Here is a 25,445-nt window from a genome sequence, read left to right as displayed (position 1 = left end):
AGCGTTGCGAGCGATTAAAACCCCCGGCTTAGCGTCGGGGGTTCTTTGTTATCTGGTCATTCATTCGAAAACCTGAAACTGTTGGGCAAGGTCATTCACGGAAGCCACACGCCATGCAAAAACCAAACGCCCTGCTGGTTTGTTCCCTCAGTGTCATTGCCGTGATCGGGATATGGGGGGTTGTCGACATCCAGAGTTTGGTGACCTGGGCCAGTGGTATTGTCCAACAGACCTTCCACAGCCGGGGATGGTTTGTGATGCTTGCCGCCTCGGGCATGTTGATCGGGTGTCTGGTTCTGGCGTTCTCGAAATACGGGAACATTCGCCTTGGTCGCGATGACGAAGAACCAGAATTCTCGACCGCCACATGGATTTCGATGTTGTTCTCAGCCGGGATGGGGGTCGGTCTTTTGTTCTGGGCGGTGGCCGAACCATTAACCCACTTCAATTTCATCTCAGGCATGGCGCCGGATTACATTGCTGCTCAGCAGGCCATGCTGGCGACCAACTTCCATTGGGGTTTGCACGCTTGGGCCATATACGGATCAACTGCCCTAACCATCGCCTATTTCAGCTTCCGGCGCGGCACTGGGATGATGGTCAGCGCACCGATCATAAGCCTGTTTCCCGGTGAACGCTGGGCCGAACGTGTCGGATGGCTTTCAGACTTCATGGCGATCATTGCGATTGCCATTGGCGTGGGTGGCTCAATGGCCATGGGCGTCTTTCAGGTCGCAGATGGAATTGCGGTGTTGGGAGGCCGGGAAACGGTCGGAGCATTTTTGATTACCGTCGTGTTTCTGGCAATGGTCGGAGCGTATATCCCAGCACTCTTGATCGATCTGGGGCAAGGCATGGCGCGCTTATCTAACGCTGCCATGCTGATTGCGATCGGCCTCGTGGCCTACACCATCATTCTTGGCCCAACCGAATACCTTTTGAATACTGTGGTTCAGGGGTTTGGCGACTATGTCACCAATGTCATCCCACGCGGCTTTCAAACCTTCACGTTTTTTGGGGACGACGTCACCAGATGGTTCAGCGACTGGACCCTCACCTACATGGTCTGGTGGATCGCGTGGGGGCCTTTTGTGGGCGTCTTCGTGGCGCGCATCTCTCGTGGTCGAACGATACGAGAGTTCGTAATCGGGGTACTGTTCGCCCCCACCCTGTTCTCAATCCTCTGGTTCGGCGCTTTTGGCGGCATTGGCCTGTTCGAGGCACTCAACGGCGCAGGCGAACTTCTGGCCTATACGCAGACAAACATTGAACGCGTGACCTTTGCCCTGCTCGACCGGCTGCCGCTGTCCCTGATGACAACGCTTGCAACGGTACTGGCTGCGTTCCTGTTCATTGTGACCAGCGTTGTCAGCGCGGCATTTGTTCTGGGCACCTTCTCGACCGGTGGCGACGAGAACCCGCCCCCCCGCGTACGCCTGATCTGGGGGGCGTTACTAGGACTATTAAGCGTTGCGATGATCCTTTCAGGTTCTGTGGACTCGGTCAAAATTCTGATTTCACTGGGTGCTTTGCCCTTTGTCTTCATTTCAGTTCTTCTGATGGTCTGCTTATTCCGTGGCCTGAGAGAGGAGGGTCAAAACAATGCTGATCGGTGATCTCACAGATACTCTGATGAACCTGGTAACCTTTGCGTTCATCGCGGCGATGATCTGGATTCTGCTGCGCAGCTGACGCATTTCCAAGGCGACCAGATTAAGCGTTGAAACAAATCCACTTTACAGATTTGGTGTGCCTATGGACAAAGTTGCATTGATAACCGGCGGCGCCCGAGGGATTGGCCGGGCAATCGTCGAAAACCTTGGTCGAGATCACAAAATTGCGTTTACGTGGTTAAACAGCGCCCCCGATTTGGATGTGTTGGACGGCGACGTTCTGGCGATACGCTCAGACCTGACGCAGCAAGATCAGCCCACTCGCGTGATTGATCAGGTCATCGCACAGTTCGGACGGCTGGATGTTATTGTGAACAATGCCGGGCTTGTCCGCCCAACGCCTAAAGAGGCGTTCAATTTCCAGGATCACAGAGACATCCTTGACCTGAATTTGCTTGCACCCGTGGCCCTTCTGACCGCCGCCCTGCCCCATCTGCAAGCCGGGGCATCCATCGTGAACATCTCGTCCATGAACGCAACCCTCCCACCGCGCGATGCCGCGACCTATGGGGCCAGCAAAGCTGCGCTTAACCTGTGGACCCGTGCCATGGCCAAGGAGCTGGGCTCGCAGGGTATCCGCGTCAATGCGATTGCCCCGGGCGCGATCAACATCCCCGAGGCTCCACGCTCTGACGATCTGACGGAGTTGTTTGTCAAAGACACCGCCCTTGGCCGGGTTGGCGTACCGGAAGACATCGCCAAAGTCGTGCGGTTTCTTGCCTCGGACGAAGCGGGGTTCGTAACCGGTGAAGTCTTGGGCGTCACCGGAGGCTATCGGTTGTAATTCTAGCTGATGCAAAATGAGGGCGTTATCCGCCCGCAGCTTTTTCCAACGCAGGGCGGATCGTGCTTTCGATCACACGCTGCGTAATAGGCCCGGCAAAGCGCAGGATGATGGTGCCATCACCGTCAATCACATAGGTTTCAGGCACGCCGTAAAGGCCCCAATCCAACGCCATGCGGCCTTGCTCGTCGCGTCCCATCGCGGTGTAAGGATCGCCTAGCTCGGTCAGAAATGCGTCTGCGTTGGCCAACTGGTCCTTGTAGTTGATACCATAGACCGGAATGCCTTCTTTCGCCAAAGCGTCCAGATTGGGGTGTTCGGCCCGGCAAGGGGCGCACCAACTGGCCCAATAGTTGACCAGCTTGACCTCTCCGTCGCGCAGGGTTGCGTCATCGAATGGGGTTTTGCCAGGAAACTCGCTTAGGACCACCGGTGGGGCGGGCTGCCCTTCCCGCGCGGATGGCAGAGCGTTTGGATCGTCGCGGAACATGCCGATTCCGGCCAATACGGCAAAGGCACCAAAAATCAGCGGCGGAGCGATCATCAAGGGCGAAATCTTAGCCATTGCGCGACATCCTTTGTTCGACGTGTTCCATATCTTTGCGCACCTTGCGTCCACGCATCACACTGAACGCAACCAACGCCACCAGAAGAACGATAGACACGGCATAAGACGACAGAACCGCATCAGCATATTTTCCAAGATCGGGAATCATCCGCCCACCCTTTCCCGCGCCATCAGCGCCTTGATCCGACGCGCGCGAATTTCGGTTCCGGTACGGTACAGCACCAATGCGATGAACAGCAAAACAAAGCCGATGATGCAGACCAGCAGCGGATAGAAGAAAATGTTGCTGACCTTTTCTTCGGTGTCTGTCCCGGTCACTGCTGCTGCGCGCATGACAGATGCGCCCTGATGAAGCCCCTGATTCCAGAAGTTCACCGCATAACGGCTGAGGATCGCAAAAACAGACCCCACAAGGCACAGGACCGAGGTCAGGTCGGCCGCCGTATCCGGGTCTTCAATCGCTTCCCACAGGGCGACATATCCCAGGTAGAACAGGAACAGGATCAAAAACGAGGTCAGTCGCGGATCCCAGGCCCACCAGGTGCCCCACATCGGCTGCCCCCAGATCGCGCCTGTCAGCAAAGCAATAAGGGTCATCACAATCCCAATCGGTGCCGCCGCCCGCGCTGCCAGCGCACTGACATGGTGACGTCGTACCAGCCAAACCAACGACGTCGCCAGCATCATAAGCCAGCAGTTGATCGCCATCAGTGCCGCAGGCACATGCAGATAGATGATCTTGACCGTCGACCCTTGTTTGTAATCGTCCGGCGTAAAGAAAAAGCCCCAGATCAGCCCAACGACGATGCAGGCAATCGAGGTGATCCAGAAAAACGGGAGGACACGCTCGCTGGTTGCAAGAAACTTGCGCGGGTTGGCATATTCCCAGAGGGCATTGGCTTTGGCTGCGATAGACATGGGCCCTATCTAGTCCGAGTTGGGGTGGTTCTCAATTGACCTCGGTCAATATTGAGACGGTTCACCGCAGATTGATCCGCAACACTGCCGCGCTGGCAAAGGGCAACAGCGCGATCGTCGCCGCCGTGATGCCTGCCAGCATGAGCAAAGGCGTCTGTACTTCCATCCCCGTTGCACCGCGACGCGCAACCTCGGCCCCGAAAATCAATGTGGGCACGTATAGCGGCAGCACCAGCAGTGATAAAAGCAAGCCGCCACGCTTCAAGCCGACGGTCAAAGCTGCGCCAAAAGTTCCGATCACGCTCATCGCAGGGGTGCCGATCAGCAGTGAAATCACCAGCCAGAAAAAACCCGGCACAGGAAGATTGAGCAATACCCCCAGGAACGGAGCGGCTAGAACCAGAGGCAATCCTGTGGTCAGCCAATGCGCCAAAGCCTTGATGGTCACAACCGATTCCAGTGGCAGCGGCGCGGTGGCCAACAGGTCCAACGACCCGTCCTCCCAATCCAAGGCCAGCAAGCGGTCGAGCGATAGCAAACAGGCCAGCAACGCCCCCAGCCAAAGAACACCGGGTGCGATGGTCGAAAGCAGCGAGGATTGTGGCCCAACAGCAAACGGCACCATCACGGTCACGATCAGAAAAAACGCCAGTCCCAGTCCAAAACCGCCGCCTGCACGGAAGGCCAGTTTCAGGTCGCGCAGTAAAAGGGCGATCACAGGAAGCCTCCGTCGAAATCGTCAATGGGTTTGGGTTTGGCTTTGTTGGGTCCCACGTCCAGAACCTCTCCGTCCAGGCCAAGATCGATATGGGTCGCAATCACGGCCGACCCACCCTGTCCCAGATGGGCCCGCACCGCATCGGCAAACATCTGCACCGCGTTTTTGTCCAGCGACACGGTGGGCTCATCCAGCATCCAAATCGGTCGTCCAGTCACCAGCATCCGGGCAAGCCCCAGCCGTCGCTTCTGACCAGCTGATAGATTACCGGCATGGCGATCGGCCAACTCGTTCAGATCAAACGCATCCAATGCGTCTTGTATACCGCTTGTCCCAAAGACCGAGGCCCAGAAGGTCAAGTTCTCGGTCACCGTCAGTGTCGGTTTCAACCCGTCCGAATGCGCCGCATAGGCAATTTGATCTTCAGCACCTTCGATGGTTCCTTCAAGGGGTGGCTGCAAGCCCGCCAAAGTGCGCAGAAGGGTCGTTTTGCCGATCCCGTTCGGCCCGCGCAAGATCAATGCCTTACCGGGCGGCAGTTGAAAGCTGAGACCTTCCAGCACTGGAATGCCCCCACGCGTGATCGACAAGTCGGATACAGTCAGAGTCATGAAACCCGCTTAGCGGATTGTTTGCAGGGGCAAAAGGCAAGATTTGCCGCAGGGTCGCAGCGACATTGCCGAGTCCCGATGCCGAAACAGGGAGCCTGTCAAACAGGTATCAACGCAAGCGCGATCCGACGGCCTTCCGAAAGTAGCACGTTATAGGTGCGGCAGGCGGCAGGTGAGTTCATGATTTCGACACCGATTCCGGCGTTCTCCAGATCGGCACGCAGAGTTTGCGGAATGTGAGACACATCTTTGCCAGTGCCAATAAACAAGACGTCGATATCATCGGCGAGGTTCAGAAGCGATTGAACATCGTCATAGCCGCTCCAGCCCACAGGCCCTGCCGGGCCGGTCAGAACGGCACCTTCGAACACCTCTCCGCCAATACGAAAGAACCCGGGGCCGTAACCGTCCACTGGTTTTGCATCGCTAAAGGTCACTTGGTTCAGACGCATGTCGTTCCTCCGTCAATCCAGGATCGGCAGTCCGGACACCACCGCGATCAAAATGACCGAATAAGCCGCCACGCGATAGATGCGTTCCAGTTTGGGATCAAACACGGCTTTACCGATAAGCGTGGTGATCAGATAGGGCACCCCCAGCAAAAGGACAATCCACAGGATCGACATATCCGCCGCGCCTCTGATCAGGATGTTGAAGACAATCGCAATATCTAGCAATGCTAGGAAGATGATCGTATTGGCGCGAATTTTACGCACGTTCGTTGAACTTGCCAAATAGAAGACAATGACAACCGGGCCGGTCAGGCCAGTCATTCCGCCAACCACCCCAGCGCTGCCTCCGATGGCAAGTCGACCGGGCAGGCCCAGCCGTCCTTCCCAACGCCATCCGGTTATGACAGCAAACAGGGTCAGGCCGATGATACCGCAAGCAATCCAGCGCAGAATGATCGTGTCCACCTGCGCCATAATCCACAGCCCCAGCGGTACGGTAATGGCTGCCGCAATACCCAAAGTGCTGATTTCGGATTTGTCACATTCACGCCAAGCCTGCGGTGCCAGCGCACAGGTCGAAACAATACCTGTCGCTGCCATCAGAAACACCACATCTGCAATTGGCAGGAACTGAGTGGCGACCGGGACAAAGATCATCGCTGTCCCAAACCCGGTGAAGCCGCGGACAAGGCCCGCGGCTCCGATGGTCAGGATCAGCCAGTTCAGGCCCGGCAATGCCAGGGCCTGCTGTAATGCGTCAGGCATCAATGTTGGCAAACTGGTTACCCGCCGTATTCGACGGTTTGGACCAGTCGCGCTTGACCCCCAGCCACAACAGGATTGTCGAGGCCACAAAGACCGACGAATAGGTTCCGACGATAACACCCCAGATCATCGCAAAGACGAACCCTCGGATTACGTCCCCACCCAGCACATAAAGCGAGATCAGCGCCAACAGAGTGGTGACCGAGGTCATGACCGTACGGCTGAGGGTTTCGTTGATCGAGATGTTCAGAACCTCTTTGAGATCCTTTTTCTTATATTTGCGCAGGTTTTCCCGCACGCGGTCGAACACAACCACCGTGTCGTTCAGCGAATAGCCCACGATGGTCAAAAGCGCCGCGATAATCGCCAGATCGAACCGGATTTGCAGTTCCGAGAAGATGCCGATGGTCAGGATCACGTCGTGCACAAGGGCAGCCACGGCCCCCAGCGCAAATTGCCATTCGAAGCGCAGCCAGATGTACACAAGCACCGCGCCGATAGCCAGCGCAACGGCAATAACCGCAGTCTGGATCAACTCACCAGATACCTTTGGTCCGACCGACTCCACCGAGACAAACTGAATGTCAGGCACAACGGTTTGCAGTGCGCCCTCGACGGCGGTGATCGTGGCGGCCTCAACCGCTTCTGCATCCGCCTGCGCCTGAATTCGGATCATGGCGACGTTTTCGTCCGGGCCGAAGGTCGGATCGAAAATCTCGGTGATCGTCACATCACCCAGCTCCAAAGGCGCAATCGCGTCGCGGTAGAGCCCCACATCTATCGGCTGCACGCTTTCCGTACGGATCGTTGTACCGCCACGGAAGTCGATACCGAAGTTCAAGCCCTGCAACATGAAAGAAGCAAACGCCACAACCATCATCAGGCCCGAGATGCCCAGCCAGATTTTCCAGCGGCTGAAGAAATCGAACGAGGTGTTCTGGGGTACGAGTTTCAGTCTCATGTCAAACCTCGATCATTTTCGGACGGCGGCGTTCGAACCACATGACGACCATCAGGCGCGTCACGAAGATCGCGGTAAAGACTGAGGTCAAAATGCCCAGCCCCAGCGTAATCGCAAAGCCGCGCACCGGACCACTGCCCATGGCAAACAGGATGGTTGCAGTGATGAATGTGGTGACGTTGGCGTCCAAAATGGCCGACAGCGCCTTTTCATAACCCAGCTCAATAGCCCGCGCCGGGCCTTTGGCAGACTTCAGTTCCTCTCGGATCCGCTCAAAGATCAGCACATTGGCATCCACCGCCATACCGACTGTCAGAACGATGCCAGCGATACCCGGAAGGGTCAGCGTGGCTCCGATCAGGGACAGCAATCCGAACAGCAGGCCCACGTTGATGATCAGGGCGATGTTAGCAAAAATGCCAAACAGCCCATAGCTGAGGCCCATGAAAACCAGCACAGCCGCAAATGCCACGATGGTGGCAACTTTACCTGCATCAATACTGTCTTGCCCCAGTTCGGGACCGATCGTGCGCTCTTCCAGGAACTCCAGCCCGGCAGGCAACGCGCCCGCCCTAAGCAGGATGGCCAGGTTGGTGCTTTCCTCGACGCTGAAGTTGCCGGTGATGATACCAGACCCGCCCGGGATATGGCTTTGGATCACAGGGGCGGAAATCACCTCGTCATCCAGCACAATGGCAAAAGGCGCGCCGATATTGTCGCGAGTATAGTCGCCAAACTTGCGCGCACCCGAGGTATTGAACCGGAAGCTGACCGCAGGGCGTCCATTCTGATCAAACGAAGGCTGTGCATCCACCAGTTCCTCACCCGTCACAACCGGAGCGGATTCAATGGTGTAAAACACGCCGTTTTCGTCAATCGAAGGCACAACCTCTTCACCGATCCCGACAGAGGCGTCCGGGTCACTTCCACGTCCAGCGACAGGATTAAAGGTCAACTGAGCCGTGGTTCCGATGATTTCCTTGAGCTCTCCGGCACTGCCGATGCCCGGCACCTGGATCAGGATACGATCCGACCCCTGGCGCTGAATGGTGGGTTCGCGTGTACCCACCTCGTCAATCCGGCGGCGGATGATTTCAAGCGACTGACGCACGGTCCGGTCGTCCGACGCCAGCTTTTCCGCATCGGACAGTTGAACCAAAATAGTGTCGCCGTCTGCGCGGGCCTCAATATCCGTGGCTCCGACACCGGTCAGGGTTTGCACCTGACGGGCCAGTCCGCGCACCACTTCCAACGCGCGGGAGATCCCTTCGGGCTGGCTGATCCGAACACGAATCTCATCTGGGGCCGAGTCCTGACGGCGGATTGTGCCGACCGTCGCACGTTCGTCACGCAGGGCATCCCGGATTTCGGGCCACATGGCCTCCATCCGGGATTCGTAAACGTCCTGCACCCGAACTTCAGCCAAAAGATGCGCCCCGCCGCGCAGATCCAGACCCAAGTTAACCAAAGATGACGGCAGCCATGTGGGCCATTCCGCCGCCTGAGCTTGCATCTCGGGCGTGTCGTTGCCCAACTCGATGGCAACTTTTGCGTCGTTGGATTGTTCGACCCGCGTGTAGAACGCGTTTGGCAGGGCCATGAGCAAGCCGGTCACGCAGACCAGCCAGATCAGAACCCGCTTCCAGGTATCAATTTGCAGCATTACCCTGCCTTTTCAAGGGATTGTCGCGCGAACTTACTTCGCAGGTTCGGTCTTGTTCAGAACCTGAGCGATGGTCGACTTGACCACGCGGATCTTGACACCCTCGGCGATCTCGACCTCGATCTCGTTCTCACCTTCCTTGACCTTGGAGACTTTGCCAATCACCCCACCCTGAGTAATCACCTGATCACCCCGGCGCACGGCTTCGACCATGGCCTGGTGTTCTTTCATTTTCTTCTGCTGCGGACGGATCAGCAGGAAATACATGATCGCGAAAATCAGGATCAGCGGGAGAAACTGGGCGATTGCGCCACCTTCCATGGGATATTCCTTTGTTCAGATCTTGCGGTACCGTTCCGCAAATTTGGCCGGAACCTATGCTTTGAGATGCCTGTTTGCAAGCAAAGGCGTTGATGTGTCTCACTTGAAAAAGACTACGACCCATCAACTAAGGACAAAGCGTTGCAGATATGTCCTAGGAACATATGCAAATCCGGTTATAGTTTGACTGAAGGGGGACATATGACACTGCCATTCAAGCCTTTCCTTTTGCTATGTTATTTGCTGATCACCATATCTGTGGGTTTGACGCTTTCCCGCCCGGCGCAGGCGCAAGAAACACCCTCTGAAATCGCTGAACCCGAAGCAGAAGAAGCGGACAGTTTCAAAGCGCCTGTCATAGTGGACGGCGAAATGTTGTTCTTCCTGCGTGGGTCCAGTGCCCTGCCCGCGCCGGAACGGGCGGAAGGCGTTCAGGACAAGATCATTGAGGTTGCCGAAGCCTCAGAAAGTCCTGCGGTCGACATCGCTTTTGAAGAAACCGATCTGGGCGTTCGCATCCGCGCCGACGGTGTGATCGTGTCAATCGTGACCGTTGCAGACGCCGAATTGGATCAGATGGAGCTGGATGTTCTCAGCTTCCTTCATGGTCAGGCTATCGAAGAAGCCATCCTCGCCTATCGTGCCAACCGCACGGACCAGGCGCGGGTGTCAGGGGCAATTGAGGCTGCGGGATGGACACTTGGTTTTGTCGCTTTCGTGGCGCTGATCCTATGGCTGCATCGGCGGATAAGGCGGCGTACCCTGAAACTGGTAAAGCGATATTTGAAGGATGTTGAGACGGCGACTGCCAAAAGCGTCCAAGCTGAAGCGATCGCAGCCCTGATCCGGTACGGATTGAATTTCATCCTACTGATTATCTTCTTTCTGGGTTTCTACTACTATCTATCCTTTGTGCTGTTGGCTTTTGCCGAAACACGCTATTTCGCGCAGCTTCTTCTTACTTACCTGACAGAACCTGTCCTTCTGATCTTCAAAGGCATCCTCAGCTACATACCCAACATGATTATGCTGGGCCTGATCACATGGGTCACGATGTACGTAATCAAAGGGATGCGCGTGTTCTTCGATGCGGTTGAAGCGGGCTCGTTCGATATGGGCGATTTCGAGAAACACTGGGTCAACCCGACATTCAATATCGCCCGTGTCATCGTGATTCTGATCGCGCTGGTTTTTGCTGTCCCCTACATCCCCGGCTCGGACTCGGCGGCGTTTCAGGGGCTGACCATTCTGGTCGGTGCAATGCTGTCGCTGGGCGCTAACTCGGTCGTGTCCAACATGCTGGCGGGATTGTTCGTAATTTACCGAAGATCCACCTCAATCGGCGACCGGATCCAGATCGGAGATCACATCGGAGACGTGGTGCAGATCAAACTCATGGAAACGCATTTGAAGTCGATCAAGAACGAATTGATCTCGATTCCAAATGCGCAACTGATGAATTCAGACGTAGTGAATTTTTCAAAGAAGACCGATGGCAGCGGGCTGTTGCTGCACACAACGGTCGGCATCGGGTATGAAGAGCCGCCCGAAAAGGTCGAGGCGATGCTGATCGAGGCTGCCAATCGCACAAAAGGCATCAAGGCCAAGCCCGAACCATTCGTGTTGTGGACCGCGCTGGCCGACTACGCGATCAACTATCAGATCAACGGCTACACAACGCGCGGCAGTATCATTCCGAAAATCCGCTCGGACCTGCATCGCAACATTGTGGCCGTATTCAACGAGAATAACGTGCAGATCATGACGCCGTCTTACATGGCCGACCCGCCGGAACCAAAGATCCCGACAGAAGAATGGGATGGGCACTTGGCGCATGAAATCCACGACGGGGACGATAAGTCGTAACCGGTGCTACACCCTGCCCGACAGATGGTGCATAAGCGTTTTCAGTGATTCACGCATTTAAGGATCTGAGACATGCACGACATCCGCGCCATTCGCGAAAACCCTGCCGCCTTCGACGCCGCCCTTGCGCGCCGTGGGGACGCGCCGGTGTCGTCAGACCTGCTGCGGCTGGACGAAAGTCGCCGGGCCAAGATTCTGGCCGCCGAGACCGCGCAGGCTGAACAGAACAAAGCCAGCAAAGAGGTCGGTGCAGCCAAAGGTCGCGGTGACGAGGTAGAGTTCGAACGCCTTCGCGCGCTTGTCGCCCAAAAGAAGGCCGAGATCGCCCAGATGCAGACCGAGGCAAAGGATCTCGACGCGCTGTTGACCGATCAACTGGCCCGCATCGCCAATCTGCCTGCCGATGACGTGCCTCAAGGTGCGGATGAGGACGACAATGTCGAGGTGAATCGTTGGGGCACCCCGCGCACGTTCGCCTTTGCCCCGAAAGAGCATTTCGAAATCCCAGCCGTTGCCGCCGCGATGGATTTTGAAACGGCCGCCAAGACCAGCGGCAGCCGCTTTGTTAACCTGTCAAAGGGCGTCGCGCGCATCCATCGCGCGCTGGCTCAGTTCATGCTGGATACTCATATCGACAAGAACGGGCTGACCGAGATGCAGACCCCGGTTTTGGTTCGCGATGAGGCGATGTACGGGACAGACAAGCTGCCAAAATTCGGTGATGACAGCTATCAGACAACCAACGGCTGGTGGCTTATCCCGACGTCTGAGGTGACACTGACCTATTCGGTCGCAGGTGACATTCTGGATGAAGCTGCCCTGCCCATCCGCATGACGGCGCACACAGCTTGCTTTCGCTCCGAAGCCGGTAGCGCGGGCAAGGACACGTCAGGCATGCTGCGTCAGCACCAGTTCGAAAAGGTTGAAATGGTCTCGGTCACGCATCCCGACAAGTCGGATGACGAACAAAAGCGCATGCTGCGCTGCGCCGAGGACCTGCTGGAGCAATTGGGCATTCCCTACCGCACCGTTGTTCTTTGCACCGGAGATATGGGTTTTGGTGCACGCCGTACATTCGACATCGAAGCATGGCTGCCCGGTCAGAACACGTATCGTGAGATCAGCTCGGTCTCGACCACCGGAGCGTTTCAGGCACGCCGCATGAACGCCCGATTCCGTCCCGAAGGTGGTGGAAAACCGGAATACGTTCATACGCTGAACGGCTCGGGTCTGGCCGTTGGGCGCTGCCTGATTGCTGTGTTGGAAAACGGCCAGAACGCAGACGGCAGTGTAACCCTTCCGCAAGCTCTCAGCCCTTATCTGGGTGGCAAACTGACGCTGCAACTGGACGGCACATTGGCATAAGAAAACCGACGCCCCATAAGGCGTCGGTCGCATATGATGAAAAGGCGGAGAAGACTTATTTCTTCGCCTTTTTCTTATCCTTTTTCTTGTCTTTCTGCTTACCGTCTTTTTTGTCGCCCTTTTTCCCGGCGTCTTTCTTTTTGTCGTCCTTCTTGGACTTCTTGCCCTTTTTGGACTTGGCTTTCACCTTGTCCTTGGCCTTGGAAAACGCGGCTTCCATTTCGGCACGCTTCTTGGCGGCTTTTTCAGCCTTGGCTTTGGCCTTGGCCTTTTTGCGGGCTTTAGCCTCGGCGGCTTCAGCGGCTGCTTTTTCTTCTGCTGCCTTCTTCGCCGCCTCTTCGGCGCGTTTCTCGGCGGCGGCGGCTGCAACGGTCTTGCGGGCGGCCGGGCGTCGTACCGCAGGCTTACGCGCCGCAGGTTTTTGAGCAGCAGGTTTACGAGCCGGAGCCCGGCGCGCAGCGGGTTTCGTGGGTGCGGGTTTAGCGGCAGCGGTTTTTGAAGAAGTAGCCTCTTTTGCAGCAGCTATGAGCACCGCAGCACGCGCCAGACCAATCCGGGGAACCTTGACCAGATCTTCGGGCTTGGCCTTGGCAATCGCCTCGGCTGTCTTAAAGCCGTTGGTGGACAAAGCCGTGGCAAGCGCTTCGCCCACACCTTTAACATCGGTCACTGCGGTCATTCCGGATCCTTTCTCTTTCTCCCTGCATTAACGTATATACACAAGATATACGCTACTTCAAGCCGCGGGTCCAAACCGCGCGACTCTGTTTAACTATGGGCCAAGTCCGCCGTACGCCCTTTCTTTGGGAACGGCACCAAACGTTTGGCGTCCTCATCCCAAAGCTTGAGGTTCAGCGCTGCGACCGCCTCGGGGAACTTGATCCGACGCGGAGTATACTCGGGTGGCAAATTGTAATGGCAGGCACGCAGACGATAAGATGGAATGCGTGCGTTGAAATGGTGAATGTCGTGCAAGGTGATGCAGGCCACTGCGGTGTCGAACCACCAGCCAAAATCCAATGCGGAAGAGCCTTGCAGCGCCGCAAGTTGCGGATCCAGATCCGGGCGACGATCCCAGTACGTGTCCTCGAAGTTGTGCTGAAGATAGACAAGGAACACACCCAGCATCCCACCCAGAAGTGAGAAAACAAGCCAGACCAGAATGCCGGTACTGCCGGCAATCAAATAAAGCAGCCCCAGAAAAACAACGATCGAAAGATTGTGCAGCAACACGCCTTTCAATCCGAACCGCATGGTGTTCTTGGGCCAGCGATACCGGATGAAATAGGTGAACAATGCCCCCACCGGCACCAGGACAAACGGGTTGCGATAAAGCCGATAGAAAAGGCGTTTGCTCCAATCGGCCTCGTTCCATTCGCGCAGGGTCATTGTGTGAATTTCGCCGGTCTCGCGATGTTCAAGATTGCCGATCCCCGCGTGGTGCAGATTGTGGTTCTGCTTCATCACCTCAAATGGGGCAAAGGTAAACGGTGACAACCCATGCCCCGCCCATTCATTCTGCTGTCGCGTCTCGAACAGCGAATGATGGCCGCAATCATGTTGCAACACATAAAGCCGCACCGCCGAGAAGGCAAAGACCACACCCGCAGGAACCATAACATACCAGCGATCCACATATCCGATCGCCAGCGCCAGCGATGCAAAATACACCGCGAAAGTTCCAAAATAGCTCAGCGCTGCAAGCCTGTTGTCCTGAACAGCGTATTGCCGCGTATATTCCCTCAGATCCATCCAGCCCTCTCCCACGATGGCCTGTTAAATTTGAACTAAAAATATGACCTGGTTGAACAGGTGCAAGCCGCGCAAACAAAAACAAATGCACGCAAGCGAATGCTAGCGTGCCGAAAAGGCGCTGTCACGTCTTTGCGCCGAAAATGCTGAAAATTGGCGCAGTTACGCGCTCAACCACAAGTTTCCGTTGGACGATGCTGCTTTGTTCTTACCAACAGGTCTGACGAAAAGGCCCGGCTCTGCGTCGCCTTGGCGACCCCTCGTTGAGAGTAAAAAACGTACTGTCAATGCCCTGAGTTGACGTATGGGAAGCTTACCTGCAGTATATTAAATGATTTTTTAAGGCTAATTGATTGATTTTTTCGCTACATAAACTCTGCCTTGTTGCTCGGCTGGCCCCCTTCGCCAGCTTGGCGCTTACAGCTTGCTCCTACAATGGGTTGGGCACTTCATCCTCAGCTGTCATCGAAACAAGTTCAACGGTCGTTCATGAATTGCATGGTCGTGGGCTGCATTTCGCAACGTTACAAGGCAACGTAATCCTAAGCCTTGGCACCTATCACGAAGTCTTGGTGTTTGACGGTACATGCCTCGATCAACAGAAAATTGACTTAAACCGAAAATCCTTGATCGAGAGCCAAACGCTCGCTGCCTCTATCACAGACACCAGGGGGCTTGAGATCGCATTTGGCCGCAGGTGGAACGGGCTGACCATTGGCCGGCACCAAGCTGCTGTCTTGGCGGAGTTTTCTCAAGACGACCAAATTGCCCGTAGCCTTCATCTGGATCTGCAGGATCTGTCTGTAACCAGAGTTGCGTTGCTCGACGAAACCTTATGCAAGAAGGAGACGCAGACTTGAAACACTTGGTTCCCATTTTGGGGTTGTGCAGCTTAAGCGCTTGCGGCGATCAACTCTACGTCGCGCATGATACGGTCGTTGGAGTCAATGCAGCCGTCAGCGCCAACCGCCAGCAAGGTCAGGTGGTCATCGGGTTCGACCGCGACTTTACGGCCCTGGTGCCTGTGATCGAACCGGATGCATCCGGTGAAACACGTGAAGCGATGGCTGTGTTTGGTTGCACACGAATGGAAACCAAAAGCATCTTCCTGACCCGATATTCAGATGTGATTTCCACTGGTGAAGCGGCGAACAAGCTGGCCGCCAAGTTGGGAAGTGGAAGTGAAACTAGTGGCACCGCGAGGCTGGCGACCTGTGGTGAAGACAAAGAAAATGAAAACGGAAACGGAAGCGGTTCAAACGAAGGAGCAGACACCAATGGCTAAATTGACCCGCCCAGCTATCACACTCGGTGTTCTGTCCATCTGCACCCTGTCTCTATCAAACTGCACAGACATTCAGGATCGCGCTTTGGTCTACGGTGAACGCAGCGGGGTAAATATCGCCCTACGCTCGGATCCGGCGAAAGCTCTGCCCGTGGAAGTGAACGCGGGTGTACAACGGCGGGTTACAACACTGGTGCCTCCGAAAGCGCGCAACAACAACGGCAGACCGACGGACGAAGCTGTCAGCTTGGTCTCGACTTTTGACCTGACTTACAACAACGCTGATGCCGAAAACGGCCTTTTTGGCGGCACAACACGCATAGCTTCAATCTTTTCAAGCGGAACGGCCGCGACTGCGTTGGCCACAGCAATTGAGAACGGTAACGGTTCAGGCGAAGGACTGGCTGAAGCGGCTGAGGCTAATAGGCTTTTCGTGAACAAAAGCCTCAACAACTAAACGCGACCTTCGGGACATGACAACAAGTCCCCCAGCTTTAGCATACTTGCTTAGCTCCGCCCCTTTAGATGCTTGGCCAGCGCGCCTGCGTTTTTCTTGCGGCGTCCTTTGTATGGGTTCTTGTCCCCCTGTCCGCGCAAGGTCAATCGGATCGGGGTGCCCGGCATGTCGAAATCTTCACGCAATCCGTTGACCAGATAGCGTGTGTAGCTGGCTGGCATCTTGTCGGGGTGCGAGCACATCACAACAAAGCCCGGCGGGCGCGTTTTGGCCTGCGTCATGTAGCGCAGCTTGATCCGACGTCCTTGTGGCGCTGGAGGCGGGTGCTGCTCCATCATCGCAGTCAGCCAGCGGTTCAGTGCAGCGGTCGGCACCCGGCGGTTCCAAATGTCATGGGCACGCAGGATCGCTGCGCGCAGTCTTTCGAGGCCTCGGCCAGTCTTGGCAGACACAGTGATCAAAGGCGCGCCGCGCAATTGCGGCAGCAGGCGGTCAAAAGACTCTTTGAGTTCGCGCAGTTTTTCCTGCTTGTTTTCTTCAACGTCCCATTTGTTGACTGCAACGACTACGGCCCGGCCCTCGCGCTCGGCCAGATCGGCGATGCGCAGGTCCTGTTGTTCAAACGGGATGGCCGCGTCCAGCAAGACCACGACAACCTCGGCGAATTTCACGGCGCGCAGACCGTCCGAGACCGACAGCTTTTCCAGCTTTTCCTGCACCTTCGCCTTTTTACGCATCCCTGCTGTATCGAAAATACGCATAGGCGTGCTTTCGCCATCCGGATCGGCCCAATCAATCCGCAGACTGATCGCATCGCGGGTGATCCCTGCCTCGGGTCCAGTCAGCAGGCGATCTTCACCGATGATCTTGTTGATCAAAGTCGATTTGCCCGCGTTCGGTCGCCCGACGACAGCCACTTGCAGCGGCTTGGCAGAGGTGATCAGAGGCGTTTCACCTTCGCCCTCTTCATCCAGTTCAATATCGGTTTCCGGGGCTTCTTCGGCCTGTGTTTCTTCGGCCGCATCTGCCAGAGGCATAAGCTGGGCGTAAAGGTCCGTCATGCCCTCGCCGTGTTCGCCAGACAGGCGCACGGGTTCACCCAGACCCAGATTATAAGCTTCCAGAACCCCCGCGTCCGCAGCAGAACCTTCGGCTTTGTTGGCTGCCAAAATCACATGCTTCGAGCGCTTGCGAAGAATCTCGGCGAACATCTCGTCCGTTGGGGTCAGCCCTGTGCGCGCATCGATCATGAACAGGCACACATCGGCCATGTCCACCGCGCGTTCGGTCAGGCGGCGCATCCGCCCCTGAAGGCTGTCATCGGTTGCGTCCTCAAGACCCGCCGTGTCGATCACGGTAAAGCGCAGATCGCCCAGACGCCCTTCGCCTTCGCGCAGGTCGCGTGTCACGCCGGGTTGGTCGTCTACCAAGGCCAGACGTTTGCCCACTAGGCGATTGAACAGAGTGGATTTGCCCACATTCGGGCGCCCCACGATAGCGAGGGTCAGCGACATGATACTCAACTTTCAAGACTCAAGATGCGCCCTTTAACGCATCTTTCCGTCAACGGAAAGCGTGTAGATCACCCTTGGTCGAAACGACATACAGTGTTTGACCCGCCACAACCGGCGCCGTTGTGGCGCCTCCGGGTACTTCGACCTGATGTACCAGCGTTCCGTCGACCGGATTGAAGAACCGCAGATATCCGTCATTGGACGCAATCACAATACGGCCACCGGCGAGGATCGGACCGTAATGCGCAAAGATCGGGCCACGACGACCACGTTTGTCTTTCACAAAGCCCGGAAGATCCTGCGCCCAGACAACCGAGCCATCTGCCGCGTTCAGACGCACCAACTGGCTGCGGTCGCTGATCAGGAAAATGCTGTTGCCAGCAGGCCATACGGCGTCCACGGCCCCTTCGTCAGCTGTCCAACGACGTTCGCCCGTTGCAACGTCAAAGGCGACAGTCCGGCCCGAATGGTTGCCGATATAGATCGTGTCCCCGGACACCATAGGACCACCGGTCACATCAACGATTTGCGCGGCGGCCCGTCCTCGGCGCCCACCGGCAACCGATGCGTTCCAACGGCGAATGCCACCCCGACGGAACGTGGCAGCAACGTCGCCAGAACCAAAAGCAAATACCGCCAAATCCGAGGCGATCACAGGCGCAGGTGCACCAAGCACATTACCCACGCTGGGCGTGCTTTCGATTTGCCAGGCGATACGGCCATCCTTGGTTGCGATGGTCCATCCGGTTTCATCCCCGGCCACCAAATAGAGCAGACCGTCGTTGACAAGCGGTGCACCGCTTCCGGTGGCTTGCAAACGTTTCTGCCACCGAACAGCACCCGTTTTTGCATCAAGCGCAGTCAGGCGACCATAGCCAGACGAGACGTACAGAACGCCGTCCGCATAGGCCATGCCGCCACCTGTAGCATCGGAATCCCCGTCACTTGAGGGGATCAAATCCGTCTCCCATGCAACCTGCCCCTGAGGCGTTACGGCTGAAACGATTGCTCCGGCATCCAGCGTATAGATCAACCCTCCCGCCACAACTGGCTCGGCGGTGATGCGTTGCTTGCGCGAGTCACCCTGACCGATCGAAGTGGACCAGATCCGCTGCGGCGTCGCGCGCAGTGCCGCATTTGTTGTACGGTACGCGGGCGTTCCCGGACTTTGCGACCAGCTGGCATTCGCCTGCTGTGATGGAAGGCTGATCGGCTGAGAGCCGCTTTTTTCGACTGTCTCCAAATCTGACAACGGCCGGATGTCTTCGCGCTCTCCGGGGAGAATGGGCTCGGGTTCTTCACAGGCGGCCAATGCGGTCAAAGCCAGCGCCGCGACCGGCAGTCCCACGCGGGAGAATAGTCTAGTTACCATGATATTCCGAACTCGCCTGTCAAAATGTCTTTATTCACCGCCCGATCAGCCTTGTTGCGCTACCAGCGGTTCTGGTTCGCCGCCCAGCGCGACAATCAGTTGCGCTGCACGCTGTTGCAGGTCAATACCAACCTCGGCATCCTGCCGCAGCGCCTGCAAACGATCCAGCGCCGCCTCGACATTGCCCTCGGACACGTCGATCAATGCCAGTTGCTCTTCCGCAAGCAGACGCAGCGGGGCGCCAGGTGCCGCAAGCGCTTCGAACTGCTGCCGACGATCTGCTGCGGGTAACGTGTCGCTTTGCAGCAATAAGGCTTTAAAGCTTGCGATGGCACGGTAGATCTCGGGCAGATCGCCCTGAACTGCAATTGCATTCAGGCTGTTGACCGCATCTTCGCGCGATCCGGCGTTAATCTGCGCGGTTGCAAGCAACATGTTCAATACCGCGTCACCGCCGGGCGATACCGTCTCAATGCTCTGCAACTCAGAGGCCCGCCCATCGGATTCATTCTGGGTCAGAGCAGCAAGAATCGAGTCGCCCAGATCCTGTGCCTGCGCCGCATCCCGGGATTTGCGATATTCATTAAAGGCCGCACCGCCGACGATCAGCACAACGGCAACCACACCGACCCAGCCCCAGCGGCGCAACAGCAGATACATCCGGTCGCGGCGTACCTCTTCCGTGACCTCATCAATGAAACTGTCTGTGTCGCTCATTCCCTGCCCCCTGGGCTGTATGTCTTGTCTTGGTGCGCCATGTCATACCCCGGCACCAACGCCAAGCCAAGGGTCCGAATTTGTACATTTTCACCCTCAGGCATCACTCTTGCGAAAAAAAGTGAACCAAACTATTCAGTTCAGTGTAGAAAAGACATAGGCAAAGCCCCATTTCAAGGCATGAACGTCTCGTGTTCTTGGGCAAAGAATTCTAGGAGAATCCCCGTATGCGTTTGATTTCATTCATCAACGCCATTCTGGTCATTGTTGCTTTGTATTTTCTTGTGTTCGAGCGTGATGCGCTGTTTGCCTTCGCCGGACGTGGTGAGGGCGAAGAAACCGCGCAAAGTGAAGCCGCGGCAACCGAGACTTCTGAAATCGCGGCGGTGGGTGTTGTCGCCCTGCGTTCGCAGGCCCGCGAGATCGACAGCGCGGTCTTGTTGCGCGGTCAGACCAAAGCAAACCGGCAGGTCGAGGTTCTGTCGGAAACGACGTCGACCGTGATCTCTGAACCCAAGCGCAAAGGTGCTTTTGTCGAAGCCGGGGACATTCTGTGTGAACTTGATCCCGGCACGCGCCCCGCCCAACTGGCCGAAGCGATGGCCGGCAAGCTTGAGTCCGAAAGCCGTATTCCCGAAGCCGAAGCCCGCCTGCAGGAAGCCCATGCGCTGGTGGCCGAGGCCGAGATCAATCTGACCGCGTCACGCAAATTGGCGGAAACCGGCTTTGCGTCGGAAACCCGCCGGATTTCCAGCGAAGCCGCGATGAGTACCGCCAAAGCCGGGGTAAAGTCGGCCGAGGCCGGTTTGGAAGCCACCCGTGCCGGGATTGAAGCCGCAGCCGCAGCCGTTGAGGCCGCACAGCGCGAGGCCGGTCGCGTGATCATCACCTCGCCTTTCAAGGGCCTGCTGGAAAGCGACACCGCAGAACTGGGCAGCCTGATGCAGCCCGGATCGCTCTGCGCGACCGTCATTCAGCTGGATCCGATCAAGCTGGTGGGCTTTGTGCCCGAGACCGAGGTCAACCGCGTGGTTGTCGGCTCCGAAGCATCCGCGACGTTGGTCACCGGGCGGCAACTTAATGGGCGGGTGACGTTCCTAAGCCGTTCGGCCGATGAGACAACGCGGACATTCGAGGTAGAGATCACTGTCCCCAACCCGGATCTAACCATCCGTGACGGCCAGACCGCAACCATTCAAATCGCCGCCGAAGGCGCCAAGGCGCATCTGCTGCCGCAGTCCGCGCTGACGCTCAGCAATGAGGGTCAATTGGGGGTTCGCACGGTAGGCGCAGGCAACATTGTCGACTTCAAGCCCGTCCAAATTCTGCGCGACACTGCAGAAGGTGTCTGGATCGGCGGGCTGCCGGAAACGGCTGACATCATCGTGGTCGGGCAAGAGTTTGTGACCCGCGGCGTCACTGTGAAACCCACCTATCGGGAAGCATCACGATGACGGGTGTTGTCGCATGGGCCGCGCATCGAGCCCGCATGGTCCTGGCGTTTATCGCCATCTCGCTGGTTATTGGCGGGTTTGCCTATGTCTCATTGCCGAAAGAGGGTGAGCCGGATATTGAAATCCCTGCCCTGTTCGTCTCGGTACAGTTTCCCGGCATTTCAGCGGAAGACTCCGAAAATCTTCTGATCAAGCCGATGGAGACCGAACTGGCGGATCTCGATGGCCTCAAGGAAATGACGTCGACCGCCGCCGAAGGCTATGCGGGGGTCGCGCTGGAGTTTGATTTCGGCTGGGACAAAACCGCGATCATGGCCGACGTCCGCGACGCGATGAATTCGGCGCAAGCGGATTTCCCTGAAGGCGCGGAACAGTATTCGCTGACCGAGATCAACTTTTCCGAATTCCCCATCGTCATCGTTAACCTGACCGGCGCAGTTCCTGAACGCACGATGGCCCGCGTTGCCAAAGACTTACAGGACGAGCTTGAGGCACTGGATTCGGTACTTGAGGCTGGCATAGCAGGTAATCGCGACGAGATGCTCGAGGTTGTCATCGATCCCTTACGGCTTGAGGCATACAACGTCACCGCAGATGAGCTGATCAATGTGGTTCGGAACAACAACCAGTTGATTGCAGCGGGTGAGGTTGAAACCGCGCAGGGTACATTCTCGGTCAAGATCCCGTCATCGTTCAAGACCGCGCAGGACGTTTATGGCTTGCCGATCAAGGTCAATGGCGACCGGGTTGTAACTTTGGGTGAGTTGGCGCAGATCAATTACACCTTCGAAGACCGCGCCGGCACGGCCCGGTTCAACGGTGAACCAACTGTTGCCCTGCAAGTGGTAAAGCGTAAGGGCTTCAACCTGATCGATACAGTTGCTCAGGTCAAAGAGACCATCGAGCAAGCCAAAACAAAGTGGCCACCTGAACTTCAGGCCGCCGTCGATCTGGGCACGTCCAACGACCAGAGCCGCATAGTGGGTTCAATGGTCAGCCAGTTGGAAGGCTCGGTTCTGACCGCGATTGCACTGGTGATGATCGTGGTGCTGGCCTCGCTGGGCACGCGGGCTGCACTGTTGGTGGGTTTCGCGATCCCCACCTCATTCCTTCTGTGCTTTGCCTTCCTTGCGGTCATGGGCGTCAGCATTTCGAATATCGTGATGTTCGGTCTTATTCTGGCGGTTGGTATGCTGGTGGACGGTGCCATCGTCGTCGTGGAATATGCCGATAAACGCATCAAGCAGGGCGTCGGGCCAATGCACGCCTATGTTGAGGCGGCGCAGCGCATGTTCTGGCCCATTGTGTCGTCGACTGCGACAACGCTTTGCGCCTTCCTGCCCATGCTGTTCTGGCCCGGCGTACCGGGTGAGTTCATGGGAATGCTGCCCGTTACTCTGATCTTTGTTCTGTCGGCGTCGCTGATCGTGGCGCTGATTTACCTGCCGGTCATGGGCGGTGTGTCAGGGCGGCTAAGCCGCGTCTTCGACCGCTCGTCGATCTGGTTGCGCGCGCGTACGCCTTGGTGGCTGCGGGCTGTGCTGGTGCCTCCTTCGCTGTACATGATCTTTCTGGGCGCGATGCAGACCCTGAACCCGGATTACCTGCTACCCGGCGGTTCAATCGCTGGTGCGCTTCTGTTCCTGTTCGGGGCCTTTGCAGGATCCGTGACCCTGAGCGCGGCCAGGATCGAACGCAAAGTGGAAGAGCGCGTTCATACAGCCGACGAACACACGCCGTTTGGTCATGTGGTTCGCTTTCTTGTCGGCAATCCGATCATGCCCATCGTGTCGTTGGCCGCAGTGTTCTTTGCCGTCTACACCGTTGCCTTCGTCTGGTTCCCGCAGGAATCCAGAGGCGTCGAATTTTTCGTGGAAAGCGAACCGGAACAAGCCACCGCCTATGTCCGCGCGCGGGGGAACATCTCGCTTGCGGAAAAAGATGGCATGGTTTTGGCGGCAGAAGATGTCATCGCGGCCCACCCGGCCGTGATCAACGTGTTTTCTTTCGCGGGCGAAGGCGGCCTGAACCAGAACAACGGGGGCGCTCAGGAACCTGCCGATACAGTGGGCCGTGTTCAGTTCGAGATCATTCCTTGGGAAGACCGTCCCAACGTCTCGGAATCTGTTCTGTGGGGCCTGTTTGATCGTCACTTTGTTGCGCCTGAATTTGACGGCGACTTCGTCATTGATGAACTCAACGCGCAACTGGCGGAGATCCCCGGCATCGTTGTCGAGATCCTGCCATTGGAACAAGGCCCGGCCTCCGCCAAGCCCGTGCATCTGCGTATCAAGGGTGACGGGCGGGAGGATCTGACCTCGGCGACGCTCAACGCGCGCGAGGTGTTCGACACCACGCCAGGGTTAATCAAGATCGAAGACACCTTGCCCCTGCCCGGCATCGACTGGCAAATCGATGTGGATGTCGCCAAGGCCGGTCGGTTCGGAGCTGACGTGGCCACGGTTGGGGCCATGGTGCAGTTGGTGACACGCGGCATTCTGCTGGGCGAGATGCGCCCGGACAGCAATGATGAAGAGATTGAAATTCGCGTCCGCCTGCCAGAAGAAGATCGCGTGCTATCGACTTTGGACACACTCAAGGTTCGTACCCCGGACGGTTTGGTGCCACTGTCGAATTTCGTAAGTCGTAAGCCCGTGGCCAAACTGGCCGAGATAAACCGGGTGGATCAGCAGCGGTACTATGACGTCAAAGCCGACGTTGAACCAGGTTTGAGCAAGGTTACGACCGAAGGCCCCGACGGTGAACTCGTCCGTCTTGCCGTGGTTCGGGAAGCTGCCGAAGGCTATACCCCCAACGGCACGGTCCTCAACAGCGGGGGCGGAAAGTCCTACGAGTTGGTTCAATTGACCGGCGCCGATAGCGTGGATCAACTCATCAGCACGGTTGAAAGCGGAGACGCACAGTTCGCGTTGATCAACCCAAATGAACGGATTGCGGTTCTGACCGAATGGCTTGAAACGGGTCCGTTTTCCAATTCGATCAGTTGGGAATGGACGGGCGATCAGGAAGAACAGGCAGAATCAGGCGCTTTCCTGGTAAACGCCTTCATGGGCGCGCTGGGGCTTATGTTCGTGATCCTACTGGCCCAGTTCAATTCGTTCTACAATTCGGTGCTGGTGCTTTTGGCGGTTGTTCTGTCCACCACCGGGGTTCTGATCGGCATGATCGTGATGGAACAGCCGTTCTCGATCATCATGACAGGTACAGGCATCGTGGCTTTGGCGGGGATCGTGGTGAACAACAACATCGTTCTGATCGATACCTATCAAGAATACAGCACGTACATGCCCCGGATCGAAGCGATCATTCGAACCGCAGAATCGCGCATTCGTCCGGTTCTGCTGACCACCCTCACGACAATGGCAGGTCTGACGCCCATGATGTTCGGACTGTCGCTGGACTTTATCAATGGCGGCTATTCCATCGACAGCCCCACTGCCCTGTGGTGGAAGCAGTTGGCGACGGCGGTGGTATTTGGTCTGGGTATTGCCACTGTTCTGACCCTGATCGTGACGCCATCGCTTCTGGCGTTGCGGGTTTGGGTGACAACCTATGCGGTGTGGCTCAGCCGTTTGCTGGCGCGCGTGACCGCTGGCAGGTCTAGCCAGATTGCGCAGGATATGGCGATTGGCCGCTCTGCCCGTCAAATGCAGGCAACCGAGATTGTGTGGGAGGATGAATCGCAATCAGGACGGCCGGAGCAGGACAGCGGATCGGATCGGCCGGATCATCCTTCGGGACCGCCACTGAAGGCCGCTGAGTAAAGCAAAGGACCGGATTTTCCGGTCCTTTTTCATTTGACCGATATCACAAACGAGACCACGTCTGATGCGCGCAAATCTCATGCTCGCACCCTTTGACCAACAACGTGTCACCCTGCAATGTCATTTGCGGCACGGCGTCTACGTTGATCAGCGGAACCCAGAATTCTCCGCCGCCATATTTTCCACTGCCTTCGCTGGCAACATCCCAGAACAGCTTTTTACCAATGTTTGGCGTTTGGACTTCTTTGCCCGAGGCGTCATAGGCCGAAAGGATCTGGCCGCAGAATTTATCTCCACAAGCCGAGATTTTGATGTGTGAGGTCAGGTTCTTTCGATCCGGCTCGGTTTTCCAGACCCCAACGATGGGATCCGCTGCGACGGCAACAGGAAGACAAACCGCAATCAAAATCGGCAGCAGCCGTTTTTTCATTCTGGCAATCATTG

25 protein-coding genes are annotated in these 25,445 nt (G+C 56.9%); 9 read left to right on the top strand and 16 right to left on the bottom strand.

Going from position 1 to position 25,445, the window contains the following annotated elements:
• The first annotated feature begins 113 nt into the window (after positions 1 to 113).
• Both ACR3EH_RS16530 and ACR3EH_RS16525 read left to right on the top strand, forming a co-directional pair.
• Positions 114 to 1,616, top strand: a complete 1,503-nt coding sequence (locus ACR3EH_RS16530; protein ID WP_171647651.1) for a BCCT family transporter — start codon at positions 114 to 116, stop codon at positions 1,614 to 1,616.
• A gap of 139 nt (positions 1,617 to 1,755) precedes the next feature.
• Complete coding sequence (locus tag ACR3EH_RS16525; RefSeq protein WP_171647653.1) at positions 1,756 to 2,457, top strand: SDR family NAD(P)-dependent oxidoreductase; 702 nt, start codon at positions 1,756 to 1,758, stop codon at positions 2,455 to 2,457.
• Between the two features lie 25 nt (positions 2,458 to 2,482).
• Here ACR3EH_RS16525 and ACR3EH_RS16520 read toward each other — a convergent pair whose 3' ends face one another.
• The 10 genes from ACR3EH_RS16520 to yajC form a co-directional block, all read right to left on the bottom strand.
• A complete protein-coding gene (locus tag ACR3EH_RS16520; RefSeq protein WP_171647654.1) occupies positions 2,483 to 3,022 on the bottom strand; it encodes a DsbE family thiol:disulfide interchange protein in 540 nt (179 codons plus the stop codon).
• Positions 3,015 to 3,173, bottom strand: coding sequence for a heme exporter protein CcmD (gene ccmD, locus ACR3EH_RS16515; protein WP_171090767.1), 159 nt, complete (start codon positions 3,171 to 3,173; stop codon positions 3,015 to 3,017). Before ccmD ends, ACR3EH_RS16520 begins: the two co-directional genes overlap by 8 nt.
• Positions 3,170 to 3,943, bottom strand: a complete 774-nt coding sequence (locus tag ACR3EH_RS16510) for a heme ABC transporter permease (protein WP_171090769.1) — start codon at positions 3,941 to 3,943, stop codon at positions 3,170 to 3,172. Before ACR3EH_RS16510 ends, ccmD begins: the two co-directional genes overlap by 4 nt.
• A 61-nt stretch (positions 3,944 to 4,004) precedes the next feature.
• Positions 4,005 to 4,661 (bottom strand): heme exporter protein CcmB, encoded by a 657-nt coding sequence (gene ccmB / locus ACR3EH_RS16505; protein ID WP_171185885.1) that lies wholly within the window; start codon positions 4,659 to 4,661, stop codon positions 4,005 to 4,007.
• Complete coding sequence (gene ccmA / locus ACR3EH_RS16500; protein WP_171647657.1) at positions 4,658 to 5,272, bottom strand: heme ABC exporter ATP-binding protein CcmA; 615 nt, start codon at positions 5,270 to 5,272, stop codon at positions 4,658 to 4,660. Before ccmA ends, ccmB begins: the two co-directional genes overlap by 4 nt.
• Before the next feature lie 98 nt (positions 5,273 to 5,370).
• Positions 5,371 to 5,724, bottom strand: a complete 354-nt coding sequence (locus ACR3EH_RS16495; RefSeq protein ID WP_171185889.1) for an Mth938-like domain-containing protein — start codon at positions 5,722 to 5,724, stop codon at positions 5,371 to 5,373.
• A 12-nt stretch (positions 5,725 to 5,736) separates the two neighbouring features.
• Positions 5,737 to 6,489: a sulfite exporter TauE/SafE family protein gene (locus tag ACR3EH_RS16490; protein ID WP_171185890.1), complete on the bottom strand. Its 753-nt coding sequence runs from the start codon at positions 6,487 to 6,489 to the stop codon at positions 5,737 to 5,739.
• Entirely contained in the window at positions 6,482 to 7,450 is a 969-nt protein-coding gene (gene secF / locus ACR3EH_RS16485; RefSeq protein WP_171185892.1) for a protein translocase subunit SecF, read from the bottom strand. Before secF ends, ACR3EH_RS16490 begins: the two co-directional genes overlap by 8 nt.
• A gap of 1 nt (position 7,451) precedes the next feature.
• Positions 7,452 to 9,113, bottom strand: coding sequence for a protein translocase subunit SecD (secD, locus tag ACR3EH_RS16480; protein ID WP_171185894.1), 1,662 nt, complete (start codon positions 9,111 to 9,113; stop codon positions 7,452 to 7,454).
• 33 nt (positions 9,114 to 9,146) lie between these two features.
• Positions 9,147 to 9,434, bottom strand: coding sequence for a preprotein translocase subunit YajC (yajC, locus tag ACR3EH_RS16475; RefSeq protein ID WP_171090782.1), 288 nt, complete (start codon positions 9,432 to 9,434; stop codon positions 9,147 to 9,149).
• 201 nt (positions 9,435 to 9,635) lie between these two features.
• Between yajC and ACR3EH_RS16470 the strand changes: the two genes are divergently transcribed.
• Positions 9,636 to 11,300, top strand: coding sequence for a mechanosensitive ion channel family protein (locus ACR3EH_RS16470; protein ID WP_171676120.1), 1,665 nt, complete (start codon positions 9,636 to 9,638; stop codon positions 11,298 to 11,300).
• A gap of 72 nt (positions 11,301 to 11,372) precedes the next feature.
• Positions 11,373 to 12,665 (top strand): serine--tRNA ligase, encoded by a 1,293-nt coding sequence (gene serS / locus ACR3EH_RS16465; RefSeq protein ID WP_171676122.1) that lies wholly within the window; start codon positions 11,373 to 11,375, stop codon positions 12,663 to 12,665.
• A gap of 55 nt (positions 12,666 to 12,720) precedes the next feature.
• Here the strand turns inward: serS and ACR3EH_RS16460 are convergent, their stop codons facing one another.
• Positions 12,721 to 13,344 (bottom strand): helix-hairpin-helix domain-containing protein, encoded by a 624-nt coding sequence (locus tag ACR3EH_RS16460; protein ID WP_171185900.1) that lies wholly within the window; start codon positions 13,342 to 13,344, stop codon positions 12,721 to 12,723.
• Between the two features lie 89 nt (positions 13,345 to 13,433).
• A complete protein-coding gene (locus tag ACR3EH_RS16455; RefSeq protein WP_171090790.1) occupies positions 13,434 to 14,417 on the bottom strand; it encodes a fatty acid desaturase in 984 nt (327 codons plus the stop codon).
• Positions 14,418 to 14,770: 353 nt separating this feature from the next.
• Between ACR3EH_RS16455 and ACR3EH_RS16450 the strand changes: the two genes are divergently transcribed.
• From ACR3EH_RS16450 to ACR3EH_RS16440, 3 genes are read left to right on the top strand one after another with little or no spacing between them, the layout of a single operon-like run.
• Entirely contained in the window at positions 14,771 to 15,277 is a 507-nt protein-coding gene (locus ACR3EH_RS16450) for a hypothetical protein (protein WP_171185901.1), read from the top strand.
• Positions 15,274 to 15,702 carry a hypothetical protein gene (locus tag ACR3EH_RS16445; RefSeq protein WP_171185904.1) on the top strand — a complete coding sequence of 143 codons (429 nt, stop codon included), beginning with the start codon at positions 15,274 to 15,276 and terminating at the stop codon, positions 15,700 to 15,702. The genes ACR3EH_RS16450 and ACR3EH_RS16445 overlap by 4 nt, the downstream gene beginning before the upstream one ends.
• Positions 15,695 to 16,159, top strand: coding sequence for a hypothetical protein (locus ACR3EH_RS16440; protein ID WP_171185905.1), 465 nt, complete (start codon positions 15,695 to 15,697; stop codon positions 16,157 to 16,159). The genes ACR3EH_RS16445 and ACR3EH_RS16440 overlap by 8 nt, the downstream gene beginning before the upstream one ends.
• Positions 16,160 to 16,209: 50 nt before the next feature.
• Here ACR3EH_RS16440 and der read toward each other — a convergent pair whose 3' ends face one another.
• From der to ACR3EH_RS16425, 3 genes are read right to left on the bottom strand one after another with little or no spacing between them, the layout of a single operon-like run.
• On the bottom strand, positions 16,210 to 17,673 hold the full coding sequence (gene der / locus ACR3EH_RS16435; protein ID WP_171676124.1) for a ribosome biogenesis GTPase Der: 1,464 nt from the start codon (positions 17,671 to 17,673) through the stop codon (positions 16,210 to 16,212).
• 49 nt (positions 17,674 to 17,722) lie between these two features.
• A complete protein-coding gene (locus ACR3EH_RS16430) occupies positions 17,723 to 19,045 on the bottom strand; it encodes a PQQ-like beta-propeller repeat protein (protein WP_171185909.1) in 1,323 nt (440 codons plus the stop codon).
• Between the two features lie 45 nt (positions 19,046 to 19,090).
• On the bottom strand, positions 19,091 to 19,762 hold the full coding sequence (locus ACR3EH_RS16425; protein ID WP_171185911.1) for a hypothetical protein: 672 nt from the start codon (positions 19,760 to 19,762) through the stop codon (positions 19,091 to 19,093).
• A 227-nt stretch (positions 19,763 to 19,989) separates the two neighbouring features.
• Here ACR3EH_RS16425 and ACR3EH_RS16420 point away from each other — a divergent pair, with 227 nt between their 5' ends.
• The gene (locus ACR3EH_RS16420; RefSeq protein WP_171676126.1) at positions 19,990 to 21,216 is read left to right on the top strand and encodes an efflux RND transporter periplasmic adaptor subunit; all 1,227 of its coding nucleotides are present in this window, start codon (positions 19,990 to 19,992) and stop codon (positions 21,214 to 21,216) included.
• Entirely contained in the window at positions 21,213 to 25,001 is a 3,789-nt protein-coding gene (locus ACR3EH_RS16415) for an efflux RND transporter permease subunit (protein ID WP_171185913.1), read from the top strand. Before ACR3EH_RS16420 ends, ACR3EH_RS16415 begins: the two co-directional genes overlap by 4 nt.
• Before the next feature lie 43 nt (positions 25,002 to 25,044).
• On the opposite strand, the gene ACR3EH_RS16410 is transcribed toward ACR3EH_RS16415, so the two are convergent.
• Positions 25,045 to 25,431, bottom strand: coding sequence for a DUF2147 domain-containing protein (locus ACR3EH_RS16410; RefSeq protein ID WP_253746597.1), 387 nt, complete (start codon positions 25,429 to 25,431; stop codon positions 25,045 to 25,047).
• Positions 25,432 to 25,445: the final 14 nt, after the last annotated feature.

The organism is Ruegeria sp. BG7 (assembly GCF_056535685.1).
The sequence above is the reverse complement of the archived record's forward strand: the minus strand, read 5'-3'. Positions and strand labels throughout refer to the sequence as shown.